At 72.8% G+C, this 23,362-nt stretch carries 22 protein-coding genes; 13 read left to right on the top strand and 9 right to left on the bottom strand.

Annotated features, from left to right (window positions below; genetic code table 11):
- Positions 1 to 23: 23 nt before the first annotated feature.
- Positions 24 to 1,091, top strand: a complete 1,068-nt coding sequence (locus FHS13_RS21770; RefSeq protein ID WP_184292749.1) for a cellulose binding domain-containing protein — start codon at positions 24 to 26, stop codon at positions 1,089 to 1,091.
- A gap of 82 nt (positions 1,092 to 1,173) precedes the next feature.
- The gene (locus FHS13_RS16175) at positions 1,174 to 1,347 is read left to right on the top strand and encodes a hypothetical protein (protein ID WP_184292748.1); all 174 of its coding nucleotides are present in this window, start codon (positions 1,174 to 1,176) and stop codon (positions 1,345 to 1,347) included.
- A gap of 70 nt (positions 1,348 to 1,417) precedes the next feature.
- On the opposite strand, the gene FHS13_RS16170 is transcribed toward FHS13_RS16175, so the two are convergent.
- From FHS13_RS16170 to FHS13_RS16150, 5 genes are read right to left on the bottom strand one after another with little or no spacing between them, the layout of a single operon-like run.
- Positions 1,418 to 1,693 carry a hypothetical protein gene (locus tag FHS13_RS16170; protein WP_184292747.1) on the bottom strand — a complete coding sequence of 92 codons (276 nt, stop codon included), beginning with the start codon at positions 1,691 to 1,693 and terminating at the stop codon, positions 1,418 to 1,420.
- 29 nt (positions 1,694 to 1,722) lie between these two features.
- Positions 1,723 to 2,118: a four-helix bundle copper-binding protein gene (locus tag FHS13_RS16165; RefSeq protein ID WP_184292746.1), complete on the bottom strand. Its 396-nt coding sequence runs from the start codon at positions 2,116 to 2,118 to the stop codon at positions 1,723 to 1,725.
- Positions 2,115 to 3,431, bottom strand: coding sequence for a cytochrome P450 (locus FHS13_RS16160; protein ID WP_184292745.1), 1,317 nt, complete (start codon positions 3,429 to 3,431; stop codon positions 2,115 to 2,117). The genes FHS13_RS16165 and FHS13_RS16160 overlap by 4 nt, the downstream gene beginning before the upstream one ends.
- A gap of 23 nt (positions 3,432 to 3,454) precedes the next feature.
- Positions 3,455 to 5,479, bottom strand: coding sequence for a CocE/NonD family hydrolase (locus FHS13_RS16155; protein ID WP_184292744.1), 2,025 nt, complete (start codon positions 5,477 to 5,479; stop codon positions 3,455 to 3,457).
- 14 nt (positions 5,480 to 5,493) lie between these two features.
- Positions 5,494 to 6,768: an ATP-grasp domain-containing protein gene (locus FHS13_RS16150; RefSeq protein WP_221443016.1), complete on the bottom strand. Its 1,275-nt coding sequence runs from the start codon at positions 6,766 to 6,768 to the stop codon at positions 5,494 to 5,496.
- Positions 6,769 to 7,094: 326 nt separating this feature from the next.
- Here FHS13_RS16150 and FHS13_RS16145 point away from each other — a divergent pair, with 326 nt between their 5' ends.
- The 4 genes from FHS13_RS16145 to FHS13_RS16130 all read left to right on the top strand — a co-directional run bounded on the left by FHS13_RS16145 (position 7,095) and on the right by FHS13_RS16130 (position 10,079).
- The gene (locus tag FHS13_RS16145) at positions 7,095 to 7,439 is read left to right on the top strand and encodes a DUF8129 domain-containing protein (protein WP_184292742.1); all 345 of its coding nucleotides are present in this window, start codon (positions 7,095 to 7,097) and stop codon (positions 7,437 to 7,439) included.
- A 151-nt stretch (positions 7,440 to 7,590) separates the two neighbouring features.
- Positions 7,591 to 8,676 carry an SDR family NAD(P)-dependent oxidoreductase gene (locus FHS13_RS16140; RefSeq protein WP_246405336.1) on the top strand — a complete coding sequence of 362 codons (1,086 nt, stop codon included), beginning with the start codon at positions 7,591 to 7,593 and terminating at the stop codon, positions 8,674 to 8,676.
- Positions 8,677 to 8,730: 54 nt separating this feature from the next.
- The gene (locus tag FHS13_RS16135; RefSeq protein WP_184292741.1) at positions 8,731 to 8,907 is read left to right on the top strand and encodes a hypothetical protein; all 177 of its coding nucleotides are present in this window, start codon (positions 8,731 to 8,733) and stop codon (positions 8,905 to 8,907) included.
- Positions 8,908 to 9,047: 140 nt separating this feature from the next.
- Positions 9,048 to 10,079: a glycoside hydrolase family 5 protein gene (locus tag FHS13_RS16130; RefSeq protein WP_184292740.1), complete on the top strand. Its 1,032-nt coding sequence runs from the start codon at positions 9,048 to 9,050 to the stop codon at positions 10,077 to 10,079.
- Positions 10,080 to 10,135: 56 nt separating this feature from the next.
- On the opposite strand, the gene FHS13_RS16125 is transcribed toward FHS13_RS16130, so the two are convergent.
- Positions 10,136 to 12,619 carry an ATP-dependent Clp protease ATP-binding subunit gene (locus FHS13_RS16125; protein ID WP_184292739.1) on the bottom strand — a complete coding sequence of 828 codons (2,484 nt, stop codon included), beginning with the start codon at positions 12,617 to 12,619 and terminating at the stop codon, positions 10,136 to 10,138.
- Between the two features lie 220 nt (positions 12,620 to 12,839).
- Between FHS13_RS16125 and FHS13_RS16120 the strand changes: the two genes are divergently transcribed.
- Together FHS13_RS16120 and metX are read left to right on the top strand one after the other, a co-directional pair.
- Entirely contained in the window at positions 12,840 to 14,144 is a 1,305-nt protein-coding gene (locus FHS13_RS16120) for a bifunctional o-acetylhomoserine/o-acetylserine sulfhydrylase (protein WP_184292738.1), read from the top strand.
- A complete protein-coding gene (gene metX / locus FHS13_RS16115; protein ID WP_184292737.1) occupies positions 14,141 to 15,277 on the top strand; it encodes a homoserine O-acetyltransferase MetX in 1,137 nt (378 codons plus the stop codon). Before FHS13_RS16120 ends, metX begins: the two co-directional genes overlap by 4 nt.
- A gap of 39 nt (positions 15,278 to 15,316) precedes the next feature.
- Here the strand turns inward: metX and FHS13_RS16110 are convergent, their stop codons facing one another.
- The gene (locus tag FHS13_RS16110; RefSeq protein WP_184292736.1) at positions 15,317 to 16,273 is read right to left on the bottom strand and encodes an aldo/keto reductase; all 957 of its coding nucleotides are present in this window, start codon (positions 16,271 to 16,273) and stop codon (positions 15,317 to 15,319) included.
- A gap of 211 nt (positions 16,274 to 16,484) precedes the next feature.
- On the opposite strand from FHS13_RS16110, the gene FHS13_RS16105 reads away from it, so the two are divergent.
- The 4 genes from FHS13_RS16105 to FHS13_RS16090 all read left to right on the top strand — a co-directional run bounded on the left by FHS13_RS16105 (position 16,485) and on the right by FHS13_RS16090 (position 20,358).
- Entirely contained in the window at positions 16,485 to 17,357 is an 873-nt protein-coding gene (locus FHS13_RS16105; protein WP_184292735.1) for a MetQ/NlpA family ABC transporter substrate-binding protein, read from the top strand.
- A 322-nt stretch (positions 17,358 to 17,679) separates the two neighbouring features.
- Positions 17,680 to 18,729: an ABC transporter substrate-binding protein gene (locus FHS13_RS16100; protein WP_184292734.1), complete on the top strand. Its 1,050-nt coding sequence runs from the start codon at positions 17,680 to 17,682 to the stop codon at positions 18,727 to 18,729.
- Positions 18,726 to 19,493, top strand: a complete 768-nt coding sequence (locus FHS13_RS16095) for an ABC transporter ATP-binding protein (protein WP_184292733.1) — start codon at positions 18,726 to 18,728, stop codon at positions 19,491 to 19,493. The genes FHS13_RS16100 and FHS13_RS16095 overlap by 4 nt, the downstream gene beginning before the upstream one ends.
- On the top strand, positions 19,486 to 20,358 hold the full coding sequence (locus tag FHS13_RS16090; RefSeq protein ID WP_184292732.1) for an ABC transporter permease: 873 nt from the start codon (positions 19,486 to 19,488) through the stop codon (positions 20,356 to 20,358). Before FHS13_RS16095 ends, FHS13_RS16090 begins: the two co-directional genes overlap by 8 nt.
- Before the next feature lie 75 nt (positions 20,359 to 20,433).
- On the opposite strand, the gene FHS13_RS16085 is transcribed toward FHS13_RS16090, so the two are convergent.
- Both FHS13_RS16085 and FHS13_RS16080 read right to left on the bottom strand, forming a co-directional pair.
- Positions 20,434 to 21,006 (bottom strand): Dps family protein, encoded by a 573-nt coding sequence (locus tag FHS13_RS16085; protein ID WP_343065054.1) that lies wholly within the window; start codon positions 21,004 to 21,006, stop codon positions 20,434 to 20,436.
- Positions 21,007 to 21,147: 141 nt separating this feature from the next.
- Entirely contained in the window at positions 21,148 to 22,329 is a 1,182-nt protein-coding gene (locus FHS13_RS16080) for an RsbRD N-terminal domain-containing protein (RefSeq protein WP_184292730.1), read from the bottom strand.
- A gap of 195 nt (positions 22,330 to 22,524) precedes the next feature.
- On the opposite strand from FHS13_RS16080, the gene FHS13_RS16075 reads away from it, so the two are divergent.
- Positions 22,525 to 23,349, top strand: coding sequence for an aldo/keto reductase (locus tag FHS13_RS16075; protein ID WP_184292729.1), 825 nt, complete (start codon positions 22,525 to 22,527; stop codon positions 23,347 to 23,349).
- The last annotated feature ends 13 nt before the right edge of the window (positions 23,350 to 23,362 follow it).

Here is a 23,362-nt window from a genome sequence, read left to right as displayed (position 1 = left end):
CAGCCTGAGAGAAGGAGCATCGCATGTTCAACGTCCTCCTCCGGACGGCCGCCGGCCTGGGCATCGCGGCGGCCCTCGTCGCGGCCCCCGTCCCCGCTGCCGCCGCCGACGCCGCCTGCACCGCCGAGTACACCGTCACCAACGACTGGGGCAGCGGCTTCACGGCCGAGGTCTCGGTCACCAACGAAGGCTCCGCCCCCGCCGACGGGTGGAGCGTCACCTGGACCTATCCCTCCGGCCAGAGCGTGACCAACGCGTGGAACGCGGAGATCGCGCAGACGGGCGCCACCGTCACGGCGACCAACGCCGTCTGGAACGGCGCCCTGTCCCCCGGCGCCTCGGCCGGCTTCGGCCTCCAGGGCACCGCCCCGGCGGGCAACGCCGCTCCCGTCGACCTCGCCTGCACCCTCACCGGCGGCGACGGCGGCGGCGACGGCGGGGACGGCGGCGGAGAAGACGGAGGAGAGGACGACGGCACCGTGCGGATCATGGCCCTGGGCGACTCGATCACCGGTTCACCGGGCTGCTGGCGCGCCTTGTTGTGGCGCGACCTCGTGGACGCGGGCCACGACGGCGTGGACTTCGTCGGGACCCTCCCCGGCGACGGCTGCGGCTTCGCCTACGACGGCGAGCACGAGGGGCACGGCGGCTACCTCGTCACCGACGTCGCGCGGCAGGGCCTGCTCGACGGCTGGCTCGACCGCTCCGACCCCGATGTCGTCCTCATGCACTTCGGAACCAACGACGTCTGGAACCAGATCCCCGCCCCGGTGATCCTGGACGCCTACACCGTCCTGCTCGACCGGATGAGGGCGCACAACCCCGACATCCGCGTCCTCGTCGCACAGATCATCCCCATGGACCCCGCGCGCAGCTGCGCCTCCTGCGGACAGGGCGTGCGGGACCTCAACGCCGCCATTCCGGCCTGGGCCGCCGAGCACGGCACCGCCGCGTCGCCGGTCACGGTGGTCGACCAGTGGACGGGCTTCGACACCGGCACCGACACCTACGACGGCGTCCACCCCTCCGCCTCCGGCGACCGCAAGATCGCCGATCGCTGGTTCGCGGCCCTGTCCGCCGACCTCGGCTGACGGTTCCTTCCCAGGTGGGGTGTGGTTCTCAGGGGGTGGGGTAGGGGCGCCTCCAGACAGATGCCGAGGAGGAGGTCCGCACATGACCGTGCCCGAGGAGTCCCAGCCCAAGACCACGGACACCGACCAGGTGGTCGAGACCGACCACAGCGATGATCCCCGTGGCGGGCCGGACGTCCGCAACGAGCTGGAGGCCGAACTCCAGGACCGGATGGAGGAGAAGGACCTCAGCCGGGAGGACTTCGGAAAGGAATGACGCACGACGGGAAGGAGCGCCGGGCGAACCCGGCGCTCCTTCCCCGTTTTCCTGTCCTCCGTGGCCGGCGTCACTGCCTCGGCGGATCGCCGCCCTCGGGCGGCGGAAGCCCGTCGTCCCCCTGGGACCGGCCTTCGTCGTCGGGGCGGGCGCTGCCCGCTCCGGGACTCTGGTCCCACCCCGTGGGGTAGGTCCGGCCGTCGGGCCGCTCCTTCCAGTAGTCCGGGGAGCGCACGGCCTTCTGCTTGCGGAGCACGTCCCCGCGCAGCACCCACACCACGAAGAGGATCACCAGGACCGGCAGGGTGATGCCCGCGAGCATCCCGATCAGCCAGGATGCGTCCATCGTCCTCCTCCTTCCCAGGTCGGCGGCCCTCACAGGGCCGCGAGGAGCTCCCTGCACGCCTTCTCGCAGCGCCGGCACGCCTCGGCGCACAGGCGGCAGTGCTCGTGCTCGTGCTTCTCGCACTCGTCGGCGCACCGGGCGCAGGCCTCGGCGCAGGCCTGGAGCACCGCCTTGACGAAGCCGTCGTCGTCCTTGCCGCGGCGCACGAGCACGCCCTGGGTGGCCTCGCACAGGTCCGCGCAGTCCAGGTCGGTGCGGATGCACCGGACGAGGTCGGCCACCATCTCCTCGCCCAGGCAGGCGTCCGCGCAGATCCGGCACACCTGGGCGCACTCCCCGCAGGCCTCGATGCAGGCCCGGATCTTCTCGCCCACACCCTCGGGGTCGCGGGGGTGGGCGTACAGCATCTGTCCGACAGCACTCATGACTTTCCTCCATCGATCGTGAACTTCAGTGCCAGGTGGTCCAGGGACGCGGGCAGGCCCGACGCGGGCAGCGGTGAGGCGTCGGTGCGCCTCGGTGTTCCCTCCCTGAGCAGGGCGCGCAGGAACAGGGACGTGGCCAACCGGACCACGTCCTGTGCGGGGCACACGGCGGGTCCCGCGCTGAACGGGACGAGCCCGGGGTCGGCGGCAGCCCGGCCGTCGAGCCAGGCCTCGGGTTCGAAGGAGTCGGCGTAGGACAGCCGGGAGGAATCGCGGTGGAAGAAGGAACTGAAGATCAGAAAGCCCGTCCCCGCCTCGAACTCCGCGCTCTCCCACGCGATCGGCCCGGTGCTCTCGCGCACCACCACGAACGTGGTCGGCCACAGGCGCACCGACTCCTGCACGGTGGCCCGCAGCATCGGCAGGTCCAGGCCCTCCCGGGTGGCGGCCTCCTCACGGGCCGCCCACGCGCCCGGGCTGAGCGAGGTGAGCAGCGCCAGGGCGCGGTAGGAGGCGATGGCCGCCGCGTCGAACGCGAACAGCCAGTGCGCCACCTGGTCGGGCGCGTCCTCGCGGTCGGGCAGCCCGGCGGCGAGGCTGCCCGGTTCGGCGCTCGCGATGTTCGCGCGCAGCCGCTCCAGGAGCTCGGCCCGGGCGGAGCGGTCGACGGGAGCCAGGTAGGACCAGTTCGCCCGCGAGCGCAGGTGCCGCAGCAGGGAGTCGGTGCGCCGGTCCTGCGCGGCCCCGGCGCCGAAGACCAGCCTGCGGGCCAGCGCGTTGTACGACGCCGTGTACCGCTTCCAGGTCAGATCCACGCCCTCACGGCGCAGGGCCAGGGCGAGGGCGGACGCCTCCTGGTCGGCCTGGGCGGCGATCACGTCCCCGTGCGGGTGGATGGCCTGGCCCGGGACCAGCGCCCTCTCGTTGGCCTCCCGGCGCCCGGCGCGGTCCTTCGGATCCGAGGGCAGGAGCCCGTGCGGCTGGAAGTGCGCCAGCGCGCCCCGCTTCTCCGTCCCCGCGGCGGAGAAGGGCTCGGGGGTCTGCTCCAGGATCCGTCCCACGTCCTGGGCGGAGAGCACGACGGCGAAGCGGCGCCCCGGCAGGTCGACCGGAAGCGGGTCGGGGCCGTGGCGTTCGCGCAGGTTCCGCAGGGTGGAGACGAGGAGGCCGTCCGTGTCGGCCCAGGCGGTGAGCCGCGTCGGCAGCGGGCGCCGCAGGATGACCCCGCGGGCGAGGACGGGTGCCACCACGGTACCCAGGAGGCGGGCGGTGTCCGCCGCGCCCGCGCGGCGCGTCCGGTGCTCGGTGCGCATGGTTCCTTCCGCTCTCGTCCGGCTCACAGCAGGTCCCGGGGCAGCGATTCCCGCCACTGGCGCGAGAAGATCCGCTCCTCGCCCTCGTAGGCGTCCAGGGTCGCGTAGACCCGGAACTCGTCCTCGGTGCACTCCATCGACGTGTGGGTCTCGGTCCGGGTGCTCCAGTCGCCCCGGGCGAAGCGCATCGTCCACGTGGAGCGCCCGCGCGGGGAGGTGAAGTCGGCCGCCACGGAGTCGTAGTACTCGTAGGCGCGCCGCCCCACGTCCAGGTCGATGTCCTCGAAGTGCAGGATGCCGCCGTCCTTGACGATCTCCAGCGACGAGCGGGTGTCCACCAGGTCCCTGTGCACCGTCCACCGGTGCTCGGGCATCTCCCGGCGGGAGGTGGCGATCTCCTGGGTGGCCTCGGGCCCGCCGAACGGCTCCGGATCGGACCCCTCGTCCTCGCGGGCGGGCCGCACCGGCAGCAGCAGGCTGCTCCCCTCCGGGTGGACGGTCAGCAGCACGGGCCGGGGCGGCGGCCAGGCCAGCGGCCAGTAGGAGGTGGACAGCGACAGCCGGATGCGGTGCCCGGCGGGGAAGGCCTGCGCGACACCGTTGAGGGTGACGCGCACCCGGTAGCGCTCGCCCGGCACCAGCGGCCGCGGGTCCTCGTCCCCGTCGCGGTGGGTCAGGTTGAGCAGGCCGTAGGTGACGCGGGTGGCCGCCCCGTCGGGCCTGACGTCGCTGAGCCGGGCGGCGATCATCGCCACCGGCTGGTCGACGCTCACCTCCAGCTCGGCCACCGCGGCACCGAGGATCTCCACGGGCTCGGACAGCGTCTCGCTGTCGAAGACCATGGAGCCGCCGTCCTCCTCCCTCTGGTCGTAGGGAAGATCCGGCGGGGCGTTGTAGGAGGCCCACTTCCCCGCGAACTGGCCCACCGTCAGCGGAGACTGGAGGGACAGCGCCTGCGATCCCGGCTGCTCGCCGGGTGCGGCGATGCGGTGCGCCGCCAGAGGGAACGCCGTCTCCTCGATCCTCGGCGAGGGCCAGGAGTCCTCGCGCACCCACCGCCCGGGGCGCTCCTCGTAGGAGGTGGACGGCGGCACGCTGTCCTGCATCCACGCCCACAGCACGGCCTCGTCGTCGACGCCGTTGTCGACGCCCTTGAGCCAGTGGTCGAACCAGCGCACGACCTCCTGGAGGTAGCCGATGGCCGGCCCCGGGTAGCCCATGTGCGGATACCGGTGCGACCAGGGCCCCACGAGCCCCTTGCGGGGCACGTCCAGGTGCTCCAGGACGCGGAAGACGGCGTTGGAGTAGCCGTCGGCCCAGCCGCTGGAGGCCAGGACGGGGCAGGCCACCGACGCGTAGTCCTCGCACACCGACGCGTGCCGCCAGTAGGAGTCGCGGCGCTGGTGGCGCAGCCATTCCAGGACCCACGGCTCGGTGGCCTCCAGCCGCTCCAGCCACATCTGCCGCCAGCCGTCACCCACCACGGCCGGGTCCGGGGGACAGGTGCCGTAGGCGAACATCGTCCCCGCCTCGGCGAGGTTGTCCGACAGCAGGCAGCCGCCCATGTAGTGGAAGTCGTCCCCGTAGCGGTCGTCGGTGAAGGAGCTGATGGCGATCGCGCCCAGGCTGGGCGGCCGTCGCGCCGCCACCTGCAGGGCGGCGAAGGCGCCCCAGGACAGGCCGAGCATCCCCGTGCGGCCGTCGCACCAGGGCTGCTCGGCCAGCCAGGCCAGGACCTCCTCGGCATCCTGCTGCTCGCGTTCGAGGTACTCGTCGACGAGCACCCCCTCGGAGTCGCCGGTCCCCCGGAGGTCGACGCGGACGCAGGCGTAGCCGTGCCCGGCGATGTAGGGATGGTGCATCGAGTCGCGCACCGCGGTGAGGTCGCGCCTGCGATAGGGGATGTACTCGAGCACCGCCGGAACCGGGGACCTCTCGGAGGACAGGGGCCGCCACACCCGGGCGGCCAGCCGCACCCCGTCCGACATGGGTATCCAGAAGTGCTCGTCAGCCCGGGTCTCGTAGGGCAGTGACGTGACCACGTGCATCGGAGACGCTCCTCTCAGAGTCCGCCGGTCTCGGCGAGCGGGTCCTCGTCCTCGAACTCGAACTTGAGCTCCTCCACGCACCGCTCGTACTTGGCGGTCATCTCGGTCTCGTCGCTCGCGCCGATGGTGATCAGGGCGAGTTCGTAGCTGTAGCTGTCCTGCGCGGGCAGTTCCGAGAGCCGCTGCCCCTCCTGGGGCACCACCTTGACCGTCACCCCGGGCAGCGAGGCCTCCAGCTCGGCGACCTCCTCCTCGGTGGGGACACGCGTGGTGACGCCGTCGTCGAAGCGGCGCAGGTACCACTCCGCGGCCACCTCGTAGCCGGTCGGGGTGCCGTTCGCGGGCAGGGCCGGGTCCTGGCCGAGCGCGAGCCTGAGCATGCGCTCGTGGTTGGCCACACCGTCCACCAGCTCGAACAGCTCGGCGTGCGCCTGGGAGTGGCGCGGGTTGACCTCCACGATGCCCAGTTCGTCCTCCAGCGGGTCGTAGAAGAACTCGACGCTGAAGGTGGAGTTGTCCAGTCCCAGCTTGCGCACGGTCCGCTTGGCCGTGTCGGACAGCCGCCGGCAGACGTCGTCGGACAGACCCGAGGGGTACTGGTGGCGCAGGAAGGTGGAGCTGCCGGGGTAGTCGACCGAGTCGAGGACGCCGTGGACGACCGGCTCGCCCTGGTACACGTAGCCCTCGACGGCGACCTGGAGCCCCTTGAGCGAGCCCTCGGCCAGGGCGGTGCGCCCACCGGCGGCCGCGATCTCCGGGGGGAGGTCGATGCGCTTGAGGATCTGCTCGAAGGGAAGGCCGATACGGTCCACGCCCTCGCGCAGGCGCTCGGCGGCGGCGCGGAAGGCCTCCTCGTCCTCGATCCGGTAGGCGAGCTCGGAGGAGGCCGACTTCACCGGCTTGAACCAGAAGGGGTAGGAGAGGTTCTCGGGAGGGGTGGGGTCGTCCAGCTCGACGAGGGCGAAGGGCGGATGGGCGTCGACGACCTCGCTCTGCAGGAGCCGGCTCCAGTACTTGTGCTCGCAGCGGACGACCGATTCCAGGCTGGGGGAGGGCAGCCCGCGGGGAGCGCACAGGATCGGCACGAGAAGGGTCACGGGGAAGTCCCAGTAGCCGACGATGGCGTCGACGCTTCCCTCGAACTCGTCGAGGACGCGCTCGGCCTTGGCCAGCAGCTCCTCGATGTCCACCTGCCCGAACTGCAGTTCCTCCTGGGTGAGGAGCTGGTGGAACTCGCAGTCCCGGGCGCTCGGCGTCCGCTCGAGGATCTTGCGGTTTTCCTCGTCCATTCCCAGTACAAAGACGTTCTTCACAGCTGTACGCACCGCTTTCTCTCGGCGTGGTGTGTACCGGTGCGACTACCCGCGATCGTGTTGCCAAACCGAGACCTGGTCCACAGGCCGACCTGGCAGGGGGCACGTCCGCGCCGCCGGCCCGGGCACGGTGGGGAGGCCGCCCGCCAGGGCTCCTCCCCATCTCCCCGGGAAGCGGTGGCCGCCACGCCGGTCCGGCCCCTGACGTGGGGCGTTCCCGCGCCCTCGCGGGGAAGGGGCCCGTTTCGCCCCGGGCCCCCCGGGTAGCGGGGCCCGTATCCGACGAGAGGTAGTGAATGCCGATGAACAGGGACACACCCCCGATCGAGGGCTACGAGGGACTTCCCGTCGCGACCCTGCAGCACCGCGTCCGCTCGCTCGACGCCGAGCAGATGCGCCGGCTGATCGCCTACGAGAAGAGCCACGCCGACCGCACCGCGGTCCTGGAGATCCTCCAGAACCGGCTCCGCGCGCTGGAGGAGGGGGCGGAGCCCTCGGGCGGCTCCCAGCAGTTCCAGCCCGAGCGGCCGGGGCCGGCCGAGGGGGGCTCTCCGGTGAGCGGCGAGACCGCCGCGCCGAAGTTCAACCCGCCGCCCCAGGGAGTGCCCAACCAGCCGGCCAAGCCCAAGGGTGACAGCAGGGCCTGAGCGGGGCCGGGGTCTCCAGAACCGACCACCACGACGGACGGAGTGCGCAGTGAGCCGCTGGAAGATGTCATCCGCACCGACCGGAGCACGCCGGGCGCGCTCCCGGGCCCGGGTGGAGCCCGGGGCCGGAAAAGGGCGCCGGGTCCCGGCGTTGCCGGGAACGGCGGTCGCGGTCCGGGCCGCGACCGGGGCCGCGGTCGCGGCCGCGGTCGGCACCGGGCTGATGGCGGCGGCCGGCGTCGCCGTCGGGGCCGGGGCGGTCGCCCTGGCCCTGCGGAGCGCACCCGCCCGCCTGACGGGCCGGGTCGCGCTCGTCACCGGCGGCTCACGCGGGCTCGGGCTCCAGATGGCCCGCGAGCTCGGCGACCGCGGGGCCCGCGTGGCCGTCTGCGCGCGCGACACCGCCGAACTCGACCAGGCCGTGGCCGACCTGCGCTCACGCGGGGTGGACGCGCTGGGCATCCGGTGCGACCTGCGCGACCCCGGTCAGATCGAGGACATGGTGGCGCAGGCCGTCGCGCACTTCGGCCACCTCGACATCGTCGTCAACAACGCGGGCATCATCCAGGTGGGGCCGCAGGAGGTCTTCGACGAGAGCCACTTCCAGGACGCGATGGACACGATGTTCTGGGCGCCCCTGCGCGTCTCCCGGGCCGCGCTCGGCCACCTGGAGGCCACCGGCGGGACCCTGGTCAACATCACCTCCATCGGCGGCCACCTGAGCGTGCCGCACCTGCTGCCGTACTCGTGCGCCAAGTTCGCCGAGACCGCCCTCTCCGAGGGGCTGGCGGCGGAGGTCGCCCGCACCGGGGTGAAGGTCACCACCGTGGTCCCGGGCCTGATGCGCACCGGTTCCCACCGGGCCGCGGTGTTCTCCGGGCGCGCCGAGTACGAGCACGCCTGGTTCTCCCTGTTCGCGGGGCTGCCGCTGGTCTCGACGAGTGCCGAGCGCGCGGCCCGGCGCATCGTCGAGGCGGCCGCCCGCGGGCGCTCCTACGTGATCCTCACACCTCTGGCGAGGGCGGTCGTCCTGGCGCGGGGGGTGTCGCCCGCCCTGGTCCAGACGACCACGCGGGTCATGGGCAGGATGCTGCCGTCCGCTCCCGAGGAGGTCGAGGAGCAGGCCGGGAAGGAGGCCGGGCGCGGAGTCGTCAACCGCGTGCTGCGGCTGCCCACCGCGCTCAACGAACGTGCCGCCGGGCGCCTGAACCAGCAGCCGCGGACGAACCCGGGGTGAGGGTCGTTCCGCGGAGCCGGCCACCGGCGCGAGAGAAGCGAGAGAGGAGAACAGATGTCCACTCCGACCCGCGGCGGCCTCCTGCGCCGCCCCGATCCCATGCCGCCCGACCCGTTTCCCCCGGCGCCCATGCCGCCCGGACCGGTGCCGCCCGAGCCCAGCCCCGAACCGGTGCCTCCGGGCCCGCTGCCCGAGCCGCCCGGGCCCGAGCCCGAACCCGAACCGGCCTGAGCGCGGTCCGGCGGGGGAGGCCCGCAAGGGGTGTTGACCCGGGAGCGGACGGCGTCTAGGTTTCCGGTAACAGTAAGGATTCCTTCCGGTTCGGTGCGGGTCCGGTCCGCACCGGATCGCTCCCCGCTGGAGGACGCACCGTGGCACACCCCCCGACCGGCCGGTCCCGATCACTCCGAGGAGCGCTCCTGGGAGCGCTCCTGCTCCCCCTCTCCCTCACCGCGCCCGCCGAGGCCTCCGCCACTCCCGCGGGCACCCACGGGCAGCTGCAGGTGTGCGGGCTCAAGCTCTGCGACGAGGGCGGGAACACCGTCCAGCTCCGCGGCATGAGCTCCCACGGGCTGCAGTGGTACGACCACTGCCTCACCGACGGTTCGCTGGACGCCCTCGCCACCGACTGGAAGGCCGACGTGCTCCGGGTGTCCATGTACATCCAGGAGGGCGGCTACGAGACCGACCCGCGCGGCTTCACCGACCGGGTCCACGAGCTCGTCGAGGAGGCCACCGAGCGCGGCCTGTACGTCATCGTCGACTGGCACATGCTCACCCCCGGCGACCCCATGTACAACCTCGACCGGGCCCTGGCCTTCTTCTCCGAGATGGCGCAGGTCCACGCCGGCAAGGACAACGTCCTGTACGAGATCGCCAACGAGCCCAGCTACGTCGACTGGGGCACGATCAAGGGCTATGCCGAACAGGTCATCCCGGTGATCCGCGACCGGGACCCCGAGGCGGTCGTCCTCGTCGGCACCCGCGGCTGGTCCTCGCTGGGGCTGTCCCAGGGAGGGGACCACACCGAGATCACCGCCGACCCGGTCGACGCCGACAACATCATGTACACCTTCCACTTCTACGCGGCCACCCACGGGAACTACCACCGCGAGGGGTTCCGCGCCGCCGCCCGCGAGCTGCCCCTGTTCGTCACCGAGTTCGGCACCCAGGAGGCCACGGGGGACGGGCCCGACGACTTCGCCTCCGCCCAGGCCTACCTCGACCTGATGGAGGAGGAGCAGATCAGCTGGGTCAACTGGAACTTCTCCGACGACTTCCGCTCCGGTGCCGTCTTCGAACCGGGTACCTGCCACGCCGGCGGCCCCTGGACCGGGGAGGACGTGCTCAAGCCGGCGGGGGAGTGGGTCCGCGACCGCATCCGCGAGGCCGGCGCCGCCTGACCACTCCTCCGGCCGCGCCTCCCGGAGCGGGCCGCCCCGCTCCGGGAGGAGGCCGCTCAGCCCGGGACGGAGAAGTCCAGCCTCCCCGACCCGTCCGCGTCCACCACGACGCGGTCGCCCTCGCCGATCCGGCCGTCGAGCATCATCCGCGACAGGCGGTTGCCCACCTCGCGCTGGATCGTGCGCGCCAGCGGCCGCGCCCCGTACGCGGGCTGGTGGCCGATCTCCGACAGCCGGCGCACCGCCTCGTCGGTGAACCGCACCGAGACGCCCCGCGCCCGGAGGCGCTCCTCCGTCTTCTTCAGCATGAGGCGCGTGATCTCGTCCAGCTCCTCGCGCCCCAGCTGCTGGAAGACCACGATCTCGTCGATCCTGTTGACGAACTCGGGCCGGAACTCCTCCTTCAGCCGCGCCATCACCCGCCGCTCGGTGTCGGGGTCCATGGCCCCGTCTGCCGTGAAGCCCATCGGGGCGCCGCCGGTGATCGCCTCCGAGCCCAGGTTGCTCGTCATGACGACCACCGTGTTGCGAAAGTCCACGGTCCGGCCCTGGCCGTCGGTCAGGCGCCCGTCGTCCAGCAGCTGCAGCAGCAGGTTGAACACGTCGGGGTGGGCCTTCTCCACCTCGTCGAGCAGCAGCACCGAGTACGGGTGGCGGCGCACCGCCTCGGTGAGCTGTCCCGCCTCCTCGTAGCCGACGAAGCCGGGCGGCGCTCCGGTCAGGCGGCTGGTGGTGTGGCGCTCCTGGAACTCGCTCATGTCGACGCGCACCAGGGCGTCCTCGGAACCGAACAGGGCCTCGGCCAGCGCCCGCGCCAGCTCCGTCTTGCCCACACCGGTCGGCCCCAGGAACAGGAAGCTGCCCACCGGCCGGCCAGGGTCGCCCAGCCCCGCGCGGGAGCGGCGGATCGCCTCGGCCACCGCCGTGACCGCCTCGTCCTGGCCGACCACCCGCTCGTGCAGCACCTGCTCCAGGTTGACCAGGCGCTCGCGCTCCTCCTGGGTGAGCTGGGCGACGGGGATGCCGGTGCTGCGCGAGACCACCTCGGCGATGTCGGCCCCGGTCACCTCGGGCACCTCCGAACCGGTGCCGCGCGCCCGGTGGACGGAGCCGCGGGCGGAGGAGATCTCGTCGCGCAGCTCCGAGGCCCGCTCGTACTCCTCCTGCTGGACCGCCCTCTCCTTCTGCTCCTCCAGTTCGCGCAGGCGCTCCTCCAGTTCCCGGAGGTCGGTGCCGGACGCCTTCAGCCGCAGCCGCACCCGCGCCCCGGCCTGGTCCACCAGGTCGATGGCCTTGTCGGGCAGGAAGCGGTCGGTGACGTAGCGGTCGGACAGCTCGGCCGCCGCGACCAGGCTCTCGTCGGTGAAGCGCACCTGGTGGTGGGCCTCGTAGCGGTCCCGCAGCCCGCGCAGGATCTCGATGGTGTCGGACACCGACGGCTCGGGCACCTGGATGGGCTGGAACCGGCGCTCCAGGGCGGCGTCCTTCTCGATGTGGCGGCGGTACTCGTCGACCGTGGTGGCGCCGATGACGTGCAGCTCGCCGCGGGCCAGCGCGGGCTTGAGCAGGTTCCCGGCGTCCACGGACCCCTCGGCCGCCCCCGCCCCGACGATGGTGTGGATCTCGTCGATGAAGACGAGCAGCTGGTCGGACCGGGAGCGGATCTCGTCGACGATCGTGGTGAGGCGCTCCTCGAAGTCGCCGCGGTAGCGGGTCCCCGCCACGATCCCCGACAGGTCGAGCTGCACCAGGCGCCGGCCGCGCAGGGTCTCGGGAACGTCGTCGTCGTAGATGCGCTGGGCGATGCCCTCCACGATCGCGGTCTTGCCCACGCCGGGGTCCCCGATGAGGACCGGGTTGTTCTTGCGGCGCCGCGCCAGGACCTCGATGCACTGCTCGACCTCCTCGTCGCGCCCCACGACCGGGTCGAGCCGGCCCTCGCGGGCCAGAGCGGTCATGTCGGTGCCGAACTCGTCCAGGGCGGGCGTGGGCGAGGGCCCCTCCTCGCCCTGCTCGGCGGCGCGGGAGGGAGCGGCCGTCTCCTGGAGGGCCTGGGGCGTGACCCCCGAGTCGCGCAGGAGCCGGCCCACGGGGCTGTCGGGGTTGACCGCCAGGGCGAAGAGCAGGTGCGCGGGCCCGATGGCGGGGCTGCCGGTGGCGCGGGCGATCTGGAGGGAGTCCAGGAAGGCGCGCTTGGCGGAAGGGGTGAGCCGGGCGGAGCCGTGTACGCTCCGGGGAGCCCGCGCCACCGCCTCCTCGACCACCTCCGCCAGCCGCCGTGCCTCGGGGCCGGTGCGCTCCACCAGTTCGCGGGCGGAGGCGTCGCGCAGCAGGGCCCACAGCAGGTGGACGGTGTCGACGTCGGCGCTGCCGCTCTCCACCGCGCGCCGGACCGCGGCGTCGGCCACCTGGCGCGCCTCCGGGCTCATCAGCCGGGACAGGTCCACCCGGCGGATCGGCCCGCGGGCACCGAAGAAGCGGGCCAGGAACTCGTCGAACGAGCCCGGCTCGCCGCCGCTGTCAGGGATGTCGTGGGTCATGTCGCGTCGCGCCCCCCGTACTTGATGTACTGACACCGACACCCTAAGTGATGGGCCGTGCCGGGCCCGGGAGGCGGTCGCGGCGCGCACGGCCCCGTGCGGCAAAGCGCCTGGTCGACGCGGGGCGACCGCGTGAAACCGCTGGTACTTCCGGCGTTTCGGGTGTTAGGCTGCGATCAATCCCTACTTTCCCTACCGAATTGAAGAAGAAGGGTGCGCCGTGGCCGCCGAACAGTCCTGGTCCTTCGAGACACAGCAGATCCACGCCGGAGCACAGCCGGACCCGGCGACCAATGCACGGGCCACTCCTATCTACCAGACGACCTCCTACGTCTTCCGCGACACCCAGCACGGGGCCGACCTCTTCAGCCTGGCCGAGCCGGGCAACATCTACACCCGGATCACGAACCCCACCCAGGACGTCCTGGAGCAGCGGGTGGCGGCGCTGGAGGGCGGCGTGGCCGCGGTCGCCTTCGCCTCCGGGTCGGCGGCCCTCACCGCCACGATCCTCAACCTCGCGGGCGCCGGCGACCACGTGGTGACCAGCGCCTACCTCTACGGCGGAACCCACAACCTCTTCCGCTACACCCTGCCCAAGCTCGGCATCGAGGTCTCCTTCGTCGAGGACCAGAACGACCTCCAGGCCTGGCGGGACGCCACCCGGCCCGAGACCAAGCTCTACTTCGGCGAGGCCCTGGCCAACCCCGGCGGCAACGTCCTGGACATCCGCGCCATCGCCGACCTCGCCCACGAGCAGGGCATCCCGCTGGCCGTCGACAACACGGTTCCCAGCCCCTACCTGCTGCGTCCCATCGAGCACGGCGCCGACATCGTCGTGCACTCGGCCACCAAGTACCTCGGCGGGCACGGCACCAGCGTGGCGGGTGTGGCCGTCGACGCCGGCACCTTCGACTTCGGGGCCCACGGCGACCGCTTCCCCGGCTTCACCGAGCCCGACCCCAGCTACAACGGCCTGCGCTACTGGGAGGCCCTGGGCCCGGGTGCCTTCGCCGCCAAGATGCGCGTGCAGGTCCTGCGCGACACCGGTGCCGCCATCGCGCCCCTCAACAGCTTCCTCATCCTCCAGGGCATCGAGACGCTGTCCCTGCGCATGGAGCGCCACGTCGCCAACACCCAGGCCCTGGCCGAGTGGCTGGAGTCGCGCGAGGAGGTGGAGAAGGTCTACTACGCGGGCCTGGCCTCCAGCCCCCACAAGGCGCTGGCCGACACGTACCTGCCGCGCGGCGCGGGCGCCGTGGTCTCCTTCGACCTGCACGGCGGGGTCGAGGCCGGCCGTGCCTTCGTCGACGGCACCGAGCTGTTCAGCCAGCTGGTCAACATCGGCGACGTGCGCAGCCTCATCGTGCACCCGGCCAGCACCACGCACAGCCAGCTCTCCCCCCAGGAGCAGCTGGCCGCGGGGGTCACCCCCGGGCTGGTGCGCCTGGCGGTCGGCCTGGAGCACCTCGACGACCTCAAGGCCGACCTCGAGCTGGGCTTCCGGGCGGTCAAGGCGCAGCAGTGAACGACACGACCGGCCGGCGTTCCACCGGTGGGTGGCGGGAGGGGGACCCCGTCGGGGGACGCCGGTGGATCAGCCTCGACAAGCCCCTGGAACTGGAATCGGGGCGCCTCCTGCCCGGAGTGCGCCTGGCCTATCAGACCTGGGGGGAGCTCGCCCCGCGCCGCGACAACGCGGTCCTGGTCCTGCACGCGCTGACCGGTGACTCGCACGTCACCGGTCCGTCCGGCCCCGGACATCCCAGCCCCGGCTGGTGGGAGGGGCTGGTCGGCCCCGGCCTGGCCCTGGACACCGACCGCTTCTTCGTGGTGGCTCCCAACGTGCTCGGCGGCTGCCAGGGCAGCACGGGGCCCTCCTCCCCGGCGGAGGACGGCCGGGCCTGGGGGAGCCGCTTCCCCCGCATCACCATCCGCGACACGGTCCGGGCCGAGGAGGCGCTCGCCGACGCGCTGGGCGTGGAGGCCTGGGCCGCGGTCGTGGGCGGCTCGATGGGCGGGATGCGCGCCTTGGAATGGGCCCTCACCTTCCCCGACAGGGTGGAGCGCGCACTGGTGCTGGCCTGCCCGGCCGCCACCAGCGCGTGGCAGATCGCGTGGGCCGCGCCGCAGCTGCACGCCATCCGGGCCGACCCCCACTGGCTCGGCGGCGACTACCACGGCACCGGCCGGATCCCCGCGGAGGGGCTGGGGGTGGCGCGGCGGATCGCGCACGTCACCTACCGGGGCACGGGCGAGTTCGACTCCCGGTTCGGCCGCAGCCCCCAGGCCGGGGAGGACCCCGACCGGGGCGGCCGGTTCGCGGTGGAGTCCTACCTCGACCACCAGGCGGCCAAGCTGGCCCGGCGCTTCGACCCGGCCAGTTACGTGGTGCTCACCGAGGCGATGAACACCCACGACGTGGGCCGGGGCCGGGGCGGGATCGAGCGGGCCCTCAAGGAGATGCCCGAACGGACCCTCGTGGCGGGGGTCGACAGCGACCACCTGTACCCGATGGCACAGCAGGACGAGATCGCCCGGCACCTGCCGGTGCCGGACCGGGCGCGGGTGATCTCCACCCCGCACGGGCACGACGGGTTCCTCGTCGCCGTGGACCAGGTGGCGGAACTGGTGCGCGAGCTGCTCGGAGACGCGCCCTGAGGAGCCGGTGCCGCGGCGTACCGCGGCACCGGCCGTGCCTCATCCGGCCGTGAAGGCCCCGGTCAGCAGTGCGGCCGACTCCTCGTCCAGGACCAGGCCGGCGGCGGGCATCAGTTCGGCCAGCTGCTCGGTGCTGCGCGCGCTGGCCAGCACCGACACCACGCCGGGGCGGGCCGCCGGCCAGGCCAGGGCCACGGCGGCGACGGAGGTGCCCAGCCGCTTCGCGACGGCGTCCAGCGCCTCCAGGACCCGGACGGCGCGCGGGTCCTCCAGGTAGGCGCGGGCGCCGCTCGCGCGGGGGCTGTCCACCTCGGGGCCGCCCGGCCGGTACTTGCCGGTGAGGAAACCGCGGGCCAGCCCGAAGTAGGGCAGCAGCGCCAGGCCGCGCTCGACCGCCAGCGGCACCAGGTCGGCCTCGATGCCGCGTTCGACCAGGTTGTAGTGCGGCTGGACGCACACCGGGGCGTGCAGGCCCTCCTCCTCGCACACCTCCAGCCACTCGCGGATCCGCTCGGGGGAGTGGTTGGACAGGCCGACGGCGCGGACCCTGCCCTCGTCCACGAGCCGGGAGAAGGCGCGGGCGCTCTCGGCGATCGGGGTGTCGGGGTCGTCGAAGTGGGCGTAGTACAGGTCGATCGCCTCCACGCCCAGCCGTGCGAGGGAGGCCTCGGCGGCGGCGCGGACGTTGGCGGCGGACAGGCCGGGGAACCGCGGGTGCTTGCCGACCTTGGTCGCCACGACCAGGTTCTCGGGGCGGCCCCGGTCGGCCAGCCAGCGGCCGATGACGGTCTCGGACTCGCCGCCGCTGTGGCCCTCGGCCCAGGCGGAGTAGGAGTCGGCGGTGTCGACGAAGTTGCCCCCGCCCGCGACGTAGTCGTCGAGGACGCGGAAGGACGTGGCCTCGTCGGCGGTCCACCCGAAGACGTTCCCGCCCAGGCACAGGCGCGAGACGTACAGGTCGGAGCCGCCGATCCGGCGGAGTTCTGTGTCGCTCATGCCCACCATGTTCGCCTGTGCCGGGTGCGGGCCCTGCGGCGGCCTCCGGAGAAGGGGTCGGCGGCCATGTGTCCCACGACACCCTGCTCAGGAGGATTTCCTACTTGGGGGGTGGGTTACTCTCGGAAAAGCGCATTCGTTTACAAAAAGGATGAACGGCGCTTGCACCGACCTGCCCCCCTCTCCGACCCACGACCCTGAAGGAGTGCTCATGCGCACGACCTCTGCCGTCATCGGCGCCGCCGCCGTCACCCTGGCGCTCGCCGCCTGCGGGGCCCCCAGCGAGCAGCAGGCCGCCTCGGGCGGGGGCGACGGGGACGTGCTCCGCGTGGGCGTCAACCCCGTACCGCACGGCGACATCCTCGAGTTCATCGACGAGAACCTCGCCGAGGAGGCCGGCCTGGAGCTGGAGATCGTGGAGATCTCCGACTACAACACGCCCAACTCCGCCCTGGTCGAGGGCGAGCTCGACGCCAACTACTTCCAGCACCGCTCCTTCCTGAACGAGTGGGTGTCCAACGCCCCCGACGCCGATCTCACCTACGTCACGGACGTGCACATCGAGCGCCTCGGCCTGTACTCCGACACCGTGGAGAGCCTCGAGGACCTGCCCGAGGGTGCCGAGATCGCGGTCCCCAACGACCCGGCCAACCTCAACCGCGCCCTGCGCATCCTGGAGACCGAGGGCCTGGTGGAGATCGACCCGGAGGCGGGGGAGAGCGCCACGGAGAAGGACATCACCGGCAACCCCCAGGACATCACCGTCACCCCGCTGGAGGCCGCGCAGCTGCCGCGCTCCATCGCCGACGTGGACGCCGCGGTCGTCAACGGCAACTACGCCATCGAGGCGGAGCTGCCGACGGAGAGCAACGTCCTGGCCTGGGAGCCCGAGGGCGACGACTACGTCGAGGCCTACGCCAACGGCCTGGTGGCCCTGGACGAGAACGCCGAGGACGAGCGCGTCCTGCTGCTGGCCGAGCTGCTGCACGACGAGCGCGTCCTGGAGTTCGTGAGGGACTCCTGGAAGGGCGTCGTCCTGGCGGTGGACGCCGACGGCAACGTCGTGGAGACCTCCGGGGAGTAGTCCCCGGACGCACCGGAACGGGGCGGCGGAGCCGACGGCTCTGCCGCCCCTCGCGTTCTCCTCCCCGTGCCGGGAGCTCCACCCGGCGCGGGAATGTGACTCACGACACTCTCGCCTGGCCTCGATATCCCTACTTATTGGGTAGGTTTAATTCGGAGTCGCCGCTCCGGCCGGTCCGGACGTGTCCGGGGGTGCGGCTCCGCGGGCCGCCGTCCGGATCTCGGCCGGAGCTGATGCCCCGACATGCCGGAGGCCCGCTTCAACAAAACCTACTCATTAAGTAGAGTTTCCCTGTCCGGAGCCGATCCGAAGGAACACCCGCATGCGCGCCGCACCACCGCCCAGAGCCCTCGCCGCGGCCCTGGCCCTCGGCCTGGCCGCGACCGGCTGCACCGCGGCCGGGGCGGGGGAGGACGGCGGCCTGACCCTCGGCTACTTCCCCAACGTCACCCACGCCCCCGCGCTGGTCGGCGTCAAGAACGGGATCTTCGAGGAGGCCCTCGGCGGCATCCGCCTCGACACCCGCACCTTCAACAGCGGCCCCGACGCGGTCAACGCGCTCTTCTCCGGAGAGATCGACGCCGCCTACCTCGGTCCCAGCCCCGCGGTCAACGGCTGGTACCAGTCCGAGGGAGAGGCGCTGCGCATCGTCGCCGGGGCCGCCACGCAGGGCACCGGCCTGGTCGTGGACGAGGAGATCCGGGAGGTCGCCGACCTGCGCGGCGCGCGCCTGGCCACCCCCCAGCTCGGCGGCACCCAGGACGTGGCACTGCGGTGGTTCGTCCGCGAACAGGGCTGGGACGCCGACACCGCCGGAGGCGGCGACGTGTCGATCCTGCCCCAGACCAACCACGAGGCCGTCAACGCCTTCGCCGCCGGAGAGATCGACGGCGCCTGGCTCCCCGAGCCCTACCTCGGCCGCCTCCTGGAGAAGGAGGGCGCCCACCAGCTCGTCGACGAGGCCGACCGGTGGCCGGGCGGACACTTCGTCACCACCCACCTGGTCGTCGGCGCGGACCTCCTGGAGGAGCGGCCCGAGGCGGTCGAGGCCCTGCTGCGCGGACACATCGAGGCCGTCGACCTGCTCGGCGAGGACCCCGGGGCCGCCCGGAGGGCGGTCTCGGACCACCTGGAGGCCCTCACCGGCAGCGCGGTCGATCCCGTCCTCACCGAGGCCGCCCTCGACAACGTCACCTTCACCGTCGACCCCGCGGCGGACTCGCTGCGCACGGGTGCCGAGCGGGCCGCGGCCCTCGGACTGCTCGACCCCGTCGACCTGACCGGAATCTACGCCCTCGACCCGCTCAACAGCCTCCTCGCCGAGGACGGCCGCGAACGGGTCACCGGGTTGGAAGGCAAGGCCACGCCATGACCACCACCGCGACCCCGGCACGCGTCCCGGCCGTGGAGATCAGCGGCATCTCCAAGGTGTTCGGCCACGGAACCGGAGCCGTGACCGCCATCGACGGAATGTCCATCACCGTCGCCCCGGGGGAGTTCGTGTCCCTCGTGGGTGCCTCCGGTTGCGGCAAGAGCACCCTGCTCTCCCTCGTCGCCGGCCTGGAGAGCCCCACCACCGGAAGCGTGGACGCCTCCGGCCACCGGGTCGCCATGATGTTCCAGGAAGCCGCCCTGTTCCCCTGGCTCACCGTCGGCGGCAACATCGAGGTCCCCATGAAGGCCGACCGGGTGCCCCGCGCCGAGCGCCGCAGGCGCGTGGCCGACCTCCTGGACCTGGTGCGCCTCTCCGGCTTCGACCGCAAACGCCCCCACGAGCTCTCGGGCGGCATGCGCATGCGCGTCGCCCTGGCCAGGGCCCTGGCCCAGGACGCCGACGTCCTGCTCATGGACGAACCCTTCGGAGCCCTGGACGCCATGACCCGCGACATCCTCCACGACGAGCTGGAGCGCATCTGGCAGGAGCGCGGCCTGACCGTCCTCTTCGTCACCCACAACGTCCGCGAGGCCGTGCGGCTGGGTGACCGGGTCGTCCTCCTGTCCAGCCGCCCGGGCCGCGTGATCGAGGAGTTCGAGGTCGAGGGCGAGCGCCCCCGGCGCATCGACTCCGCCCTGATCGCCGGGCAGGCCGCGGCCATCACCGACCGGCTCCGCGAGGAGGTCTCCCGCCATGCCTGACACCTCGGCCCGCGGCCGCGAGGTCCGGGGACTCGACGCCCTCGAGCTCCGGCCGCAGGAGGGGAGAGGCGAGCGCGGGGCCGCCGAGGCCCTCAAGGGGTTCTGGGCGGCCACCTGGCCCAAACTGGCGGCCGTCGCCCTGGTCCTGGCCGCCTGGCAGGCGGTGGTCTGGTCCGGCTGGCGCCCCGAGTACGTGCTGCCCGGCCCCGACCGGGTGCTGCCCGCACTGGTCGCGGAGGTGAGCACCCCCGAGTTCTGGACGGCCGTCGCGGTCACCGTGCGGCGCGCCCTCACCGGGTTCGCACTCGCCCTGGCGGTCGGCGTGGCCGTCGGACTGGCGGTGTCGCGCTTCCGGCCGCTGCGGGTGGCCATCGGCTCGCTCATCACCGGCCTGCAGACGATGCCCTCCATCGTCTGGTTCCCCTTCGCGATGCTGCTGTACGGCATCAGCGAGTCGGCGATCATGTTCGTGATCGTCCTGGGCGCCGCCCCTTCCATCGCCGGCGGCCTGACCTCGGGCATCGACTACGTCTCACCGACCCTGCTGCGCGCGGGCAGGGTGATGGGACTGAGCGGGGTGCGGCACTACTCGATGCTCGTCGTCCCGGCCGCGCTGCCGATGTTCGTCTCCGGGCTCAAACAGGGCTGGGCGTTCGCATGGCGCTCGCTCATGGCCGGCGAACTGCTCGTGGTCATCAACCAGCAGGACTCGATCGGCTGGGCGCTGAGCCAGGCGCGCCAGCTCAACGACGCCGACCGCCTGCTGGCCTACATCATCGTCGTGCTGGCCGTCGGCATCGTCGTCGACGTGTTCTTCACCTGGGCCGACCGCGCCCTGCGCCGCCGCTGGGGCATCGCCGCCTGAGAAGGGCGCACACGCGGTGGGGCCGGCGGAGGAATCTCCGCCGGCCCCGCCGCGCGCATCGCCCTGCGCCACCGGTCAGTGCACGAGCGGGGTGTCGACCAGGTGCTCGGCGACGAACCACGCCTGGAGCTCGTTGGTGCGCACGACCTCCGAGATCAGCAGGTCGTCGGTGCCGTCGTCACCCATCTCCTGGGCCTGCGAGGCCGCGTCCCGGGCGTCCTTCAGGATGGTCTCGTGCGCCTCCAGGAGCCGGGAGAGCATCGCGGGAACCTCCTCGACGCCGTTGGGCGGGCGCGGGATGGAGGTGATCTCCGCGACGTGGCGCGGGTCGCCCACGGCCACACCGCCCAGGTTCTGCACACGCTCGGCGAGGCTGTCGATGAGCTTGGCCTGCTCCTCGGCGTGCTTGTCCATGAGCAGGTGCAGCTGGTAGAAGGTGCGGCCGCGCATCAGCCAGTGGTGCTTCTTGTACAGGTCGTGCAGGATACGCGTGTCGCACAGCACCTGGTTGAGCCGACGGCACGAGTGCGCGCGCGTGTCCTCGGAGAGTCCCACCGGAATCTGGCGGACGGTGCCGAACTCCTGGATCTCCTCCCCCCTCTGGTGCAGTCGCGGTTGGCTGTCGGACGTGCTCTGCGTCTTCGCCACTTCTGATCCCCCTCCGTTCGGGCGGCCCCGCGGCGCGGGCGGGCGCGCCGCGCGGCCGTTCTCGAGACCTCCTGTGACCACCGGAGGCGTTCTCAAACCAAGGGCGGGCATTTCTCACCTTCCGGGCGCCGTCGCACGCCCTCAGGAGGCGATGGCGCAGGCAGTCTCCAGGACGAAGCGCGGCCACGGGCGGTACGGGTCGTGACCGGTCAGCTCGCGCACCCGCCGCAGGCGGTAGCGCAGGGTCTGGGCGTGGACGTGCAGGGAAGCCGCGGCCGCCGTCGCCGCCCCCTCGCGGAAGAAGGCCCGCAGCGTCTCCAGCAGGTGGGCGTGGGAGGTGTCCAGCAGCGGCCCGAGGACGGCGCGGCGGACCGCGGCGGGGGTGACCGGGCCGCCGTTGAGCAGGGCGAGCACGCACGCGTCGGCCTCGCCCAGCAGCCCGTCGGCGCCGAAGGCATGCGGCGGGGCGGTCTCCAGCGCGCCGTCGGCCAGCCGGTGGGCCGCCGACATGTCGGCCAGCGGGCGCGGCCCCAGCACGCACGCGCGCCGGCGCTCCCCGGCGAGGGCGGCGCGCAGCCGTCCCGCGTCCTCGGGGGACACCAGCAGCACCGCGCGCCCCGAGCGGACGGTCCGCAGCGGGCCCGGGAGCGCGAGGCCGGCCCGGTCGAGCAGCTCCGTACCCGCCGGCGCCGCGGCCGCGGGGGGTTCGGTGCCCTGCTGCACCCTCCCCGCCTCGGCCACCACCAGCACCCCCGGGTCGGGCGGGTCGATGCCGAGGGTCCGCGACCGGTCCCGGATCGCGCCCTGCGAGGACTGCCGGCCGACCAGGAGGTCGTCCAGGAAGGCGCGCCGGGCCTGCTCCAGATCGGCGTCGAGCCGGCGCGCGGTCTCGGCGTGCCCGGCGGTGAGGCTCTCCGAGATCTGGTCGATCGAGGTCAGCCACAGTTCGCCCAGGGCGAACGCGTCGGCGGGGTCGAGGACGTCGGAGCCGTACTCGGCCACGATCCGGGCCGCGGCCACCGAGCCGACGCGGTGCGCCCGCACGACCGCGTCGATGGAGCGCCCGTCGGCGGCCCGCGACCCGCCGATGTCGCGCAGCCGCTCCACGTCCTCGGGCGGCAGCCGGTCGGCCCCGGCCGCCCACAGATCCAGGGACCGGGTGACCAGCCACGAGACGATCGCCCGCACCTCGGCCAACTGGGATCCGTGCAGGGCGCGGTAGGCGGGCACCTCCGCGTGCACCTCGGCGACGATCCGCTCCACCAGGGCGACCCGGTCGCGCACCAGCTCGGCGCCCACCCGGGCCCGCTGCTCGTGTCCCACGGCCCCTCCTCCCGCACCGGCCCGGGAAGCCTACCGCCGCCCGGTCGGAGGAACCGTAAAAAGCCGCGCCCGACCGGCGCAGCCTGGGCCCGCACACCGGTGCCGCGTGGCAGTATGCGACGTGCGGTCCGGGGGGAGGGCCGTGTGCCCGCGGGGGCGGGCAGGAGCGTTCGGTGCCTACGGGGGATGAGGGCGATGACGGTTCCGTCGGTGACGCTGAACAACGGGATGCGCCTGCCGCAGCTGGGCCTCGGGGTCTGGCAGGTGCCGCCGGAGGAAGTGGCGGAGGCGGTCTCCGCAGCCGTGGACGCGGGCTACCGCAGCATCGACACGGCGGCCTCCTACGGCAACGAGAAGGAGGTCGGCGAGGCGCTGCGCCGCTCCGGGCTGAACCGCGGCGACGTCTTCATCACCACCAAGCTCGCCAACCCCGACCACGGATACGACACGACCCTGCGCGCCTTCGACGCCAGCCTGCGGCGCCTGGGGGTGGAGGCGGTGGACCTGTACCTCATCCACTGGCCGCTGCCGGACCAGGACCGGTACGTGTCCACCTGGAAGGCTCTGGAGCGCATCTACGCCGAGGGCCGGGCCCGAGCCATCGGCGTCTCCAACTTCCACGTCCCGCAGCTGGAGCGGATCATGGAGGAGGGCGGGATCATCCCCATGGTCAACCAGGTGGAGCTGCACCCGATGCTCGCCCAGAAGGAGCTGCGCCGCTTCCACGCCGCGCACGGCATCGTCACCGAGGCCTGGAGCCCGCTGGGACACGGCAGACTCCTGGACCACCCGACCGTCGTCGACATCGCCCAGGAGACCGGCCGCACACCGGCGCAGGTCCTGCTGCGCTGGAACGTCCGGCTCGGCAACATGGTGATTCCCAAGTCGGTGACGCCCGCGCGCATCCGCGCCAACTTCGAGATCTTCGACTTCGAGCTCTCCGACGGCCAGACCGAGCGCCTGGACGCACTCAACTCCGGCACCAGGTTCGGTCCCGATCCCGAGGAGTTCCGGGGCTAGACCGCGTCTTTCG

Origin of the sequence: Nocardiopsis algeriensis, from assembly GCF_014203695.1 — a bacterium.
In the GTDB taxonomy this organism is placed as follows: domain Bacteria; phylum Actinomycetota; class Actinomycetes; order Streptosporangiales; family Streptosporangiaceae; genus Nocardiopsis; species Nocardiopsis algeriensis.
The sequence above is the reverse complement of the archived record's forward strand: the minus strand, read 5'-3'. Positions and strand labels throughout refer to the sequence as shown.

Bases quoted from the DNA above. Each gene is read 5' to 3' on its own strand.
- FHS13_RS16095 (WP_184292733.1), top strand. From the start codon at position 18,726: ATGACCACCACCGCGACCCCGGCACGCGTCCCGGCCGTGGAGATCAGC.
- FHS13_RS16160 (WP_184292745.1), bottom strand. From the start codon at position 3,431: ATGCGCACCGAGCACCGGACGCGCCGCGCGGGCGCGGCGGACACCGCC.
- FHS13_RS16135 (WP_184292741.1), top strand. From the start codon at position 8,731: ATGTCCACTCCGACCCGCGGCGGCCTCCTGCGCCGCCCCGATCCCATG.
- FHS13_RS16105 (WP_184292735.1), top strand. From the start codon at position 16,485: ATGCGCACGACCTCTGCCGTCATCGGCGCCGCCGCCGTCACCCTGGCG.
- FHS13_RS16125 (WP_184292739.1), bottom strand. From the start codon at position 12,619: ATGACCCACGACATCCCTGACAGCGGCGGCGAGCCGGGCTCGTTCGAC.
- FHS13_RS16075 (WP_184292729.1), top strand. From the start codon at position 22,525: ATGACGGTTCCGTCGGTGACGCTGAACAACGGGATGCGCCTGCCGCAG.
- FHS13_RS16090 (WP_184292732.1), top strand. From the start codon at position 19,486: ATGCCTGACACCTCGGCCCGCGGCCGCGAGGTCCGGGGACTCGACGCC.
- FHS13_RS16175 (WP_184292748.1), top strand. From the start codon at position 1,174: ATGACCGTGCCCGAGGAGTCCCAGCCCAAGACCACGGACACCGACCAG.
- FHS13_RS16165 (WP_184292746.1), bottom strand. From the start codon at position 2,118: ATGAGTGCTGTCGGACAGATGCTGTACGCCCACCCCCGCGACCCCGAG.
- FHS13_RS16150 (WP_221443016.1), bottom strand. From the start codon at position 6,768: ATGGACGAGGAAAACCGCAAGATCCTCGAGCGGACGCCGAGCGCCCGG.
- FHS13_RS16170 (WP_184292747.1), bottom strand. From the start codon at position 1,693: ATGGACGCATCCTGGCTGATCGGGATGCTCGCGGGCATCACCCTGCCG.
- FHS13_RS16155 (WP_184292744.1), bottom strand. From the start codon at position 5,479: ATGCACGTGGTCACGTCACTGCCCTACGAGACCCGGGCTGACGAGCAC.
- FHS13_RS21770 (WP_184292749.1), top strand. From the start codon at position 24: ATGTTCAACGTCCTCCTCCGGACGGCCGCCGGCCTGGGCATCGCGGCG.
- FHS13_RS16145 (WP_184292742.1), top strand. From the start codon at position 7,095: ATGAACAGGGACACACCCCCGATCGAGGGCTACGAGGGACTTCCCGTC.
- FHS13_RS16110 (WP_184292736.1), bottom strand. From the start codon at position 16,273: ATGAGCGACACAGAACTCCGCCGGATCGGCGGCTCCGACCTGTACGTC.
- FHS13_RS16100 (WP_184292734.1), top strand. From the start codon at position 17,680: ATGCGCGCCGCACCACCGCCCAGAGCCCTCGCCGCGGCCCTGGCCCTC.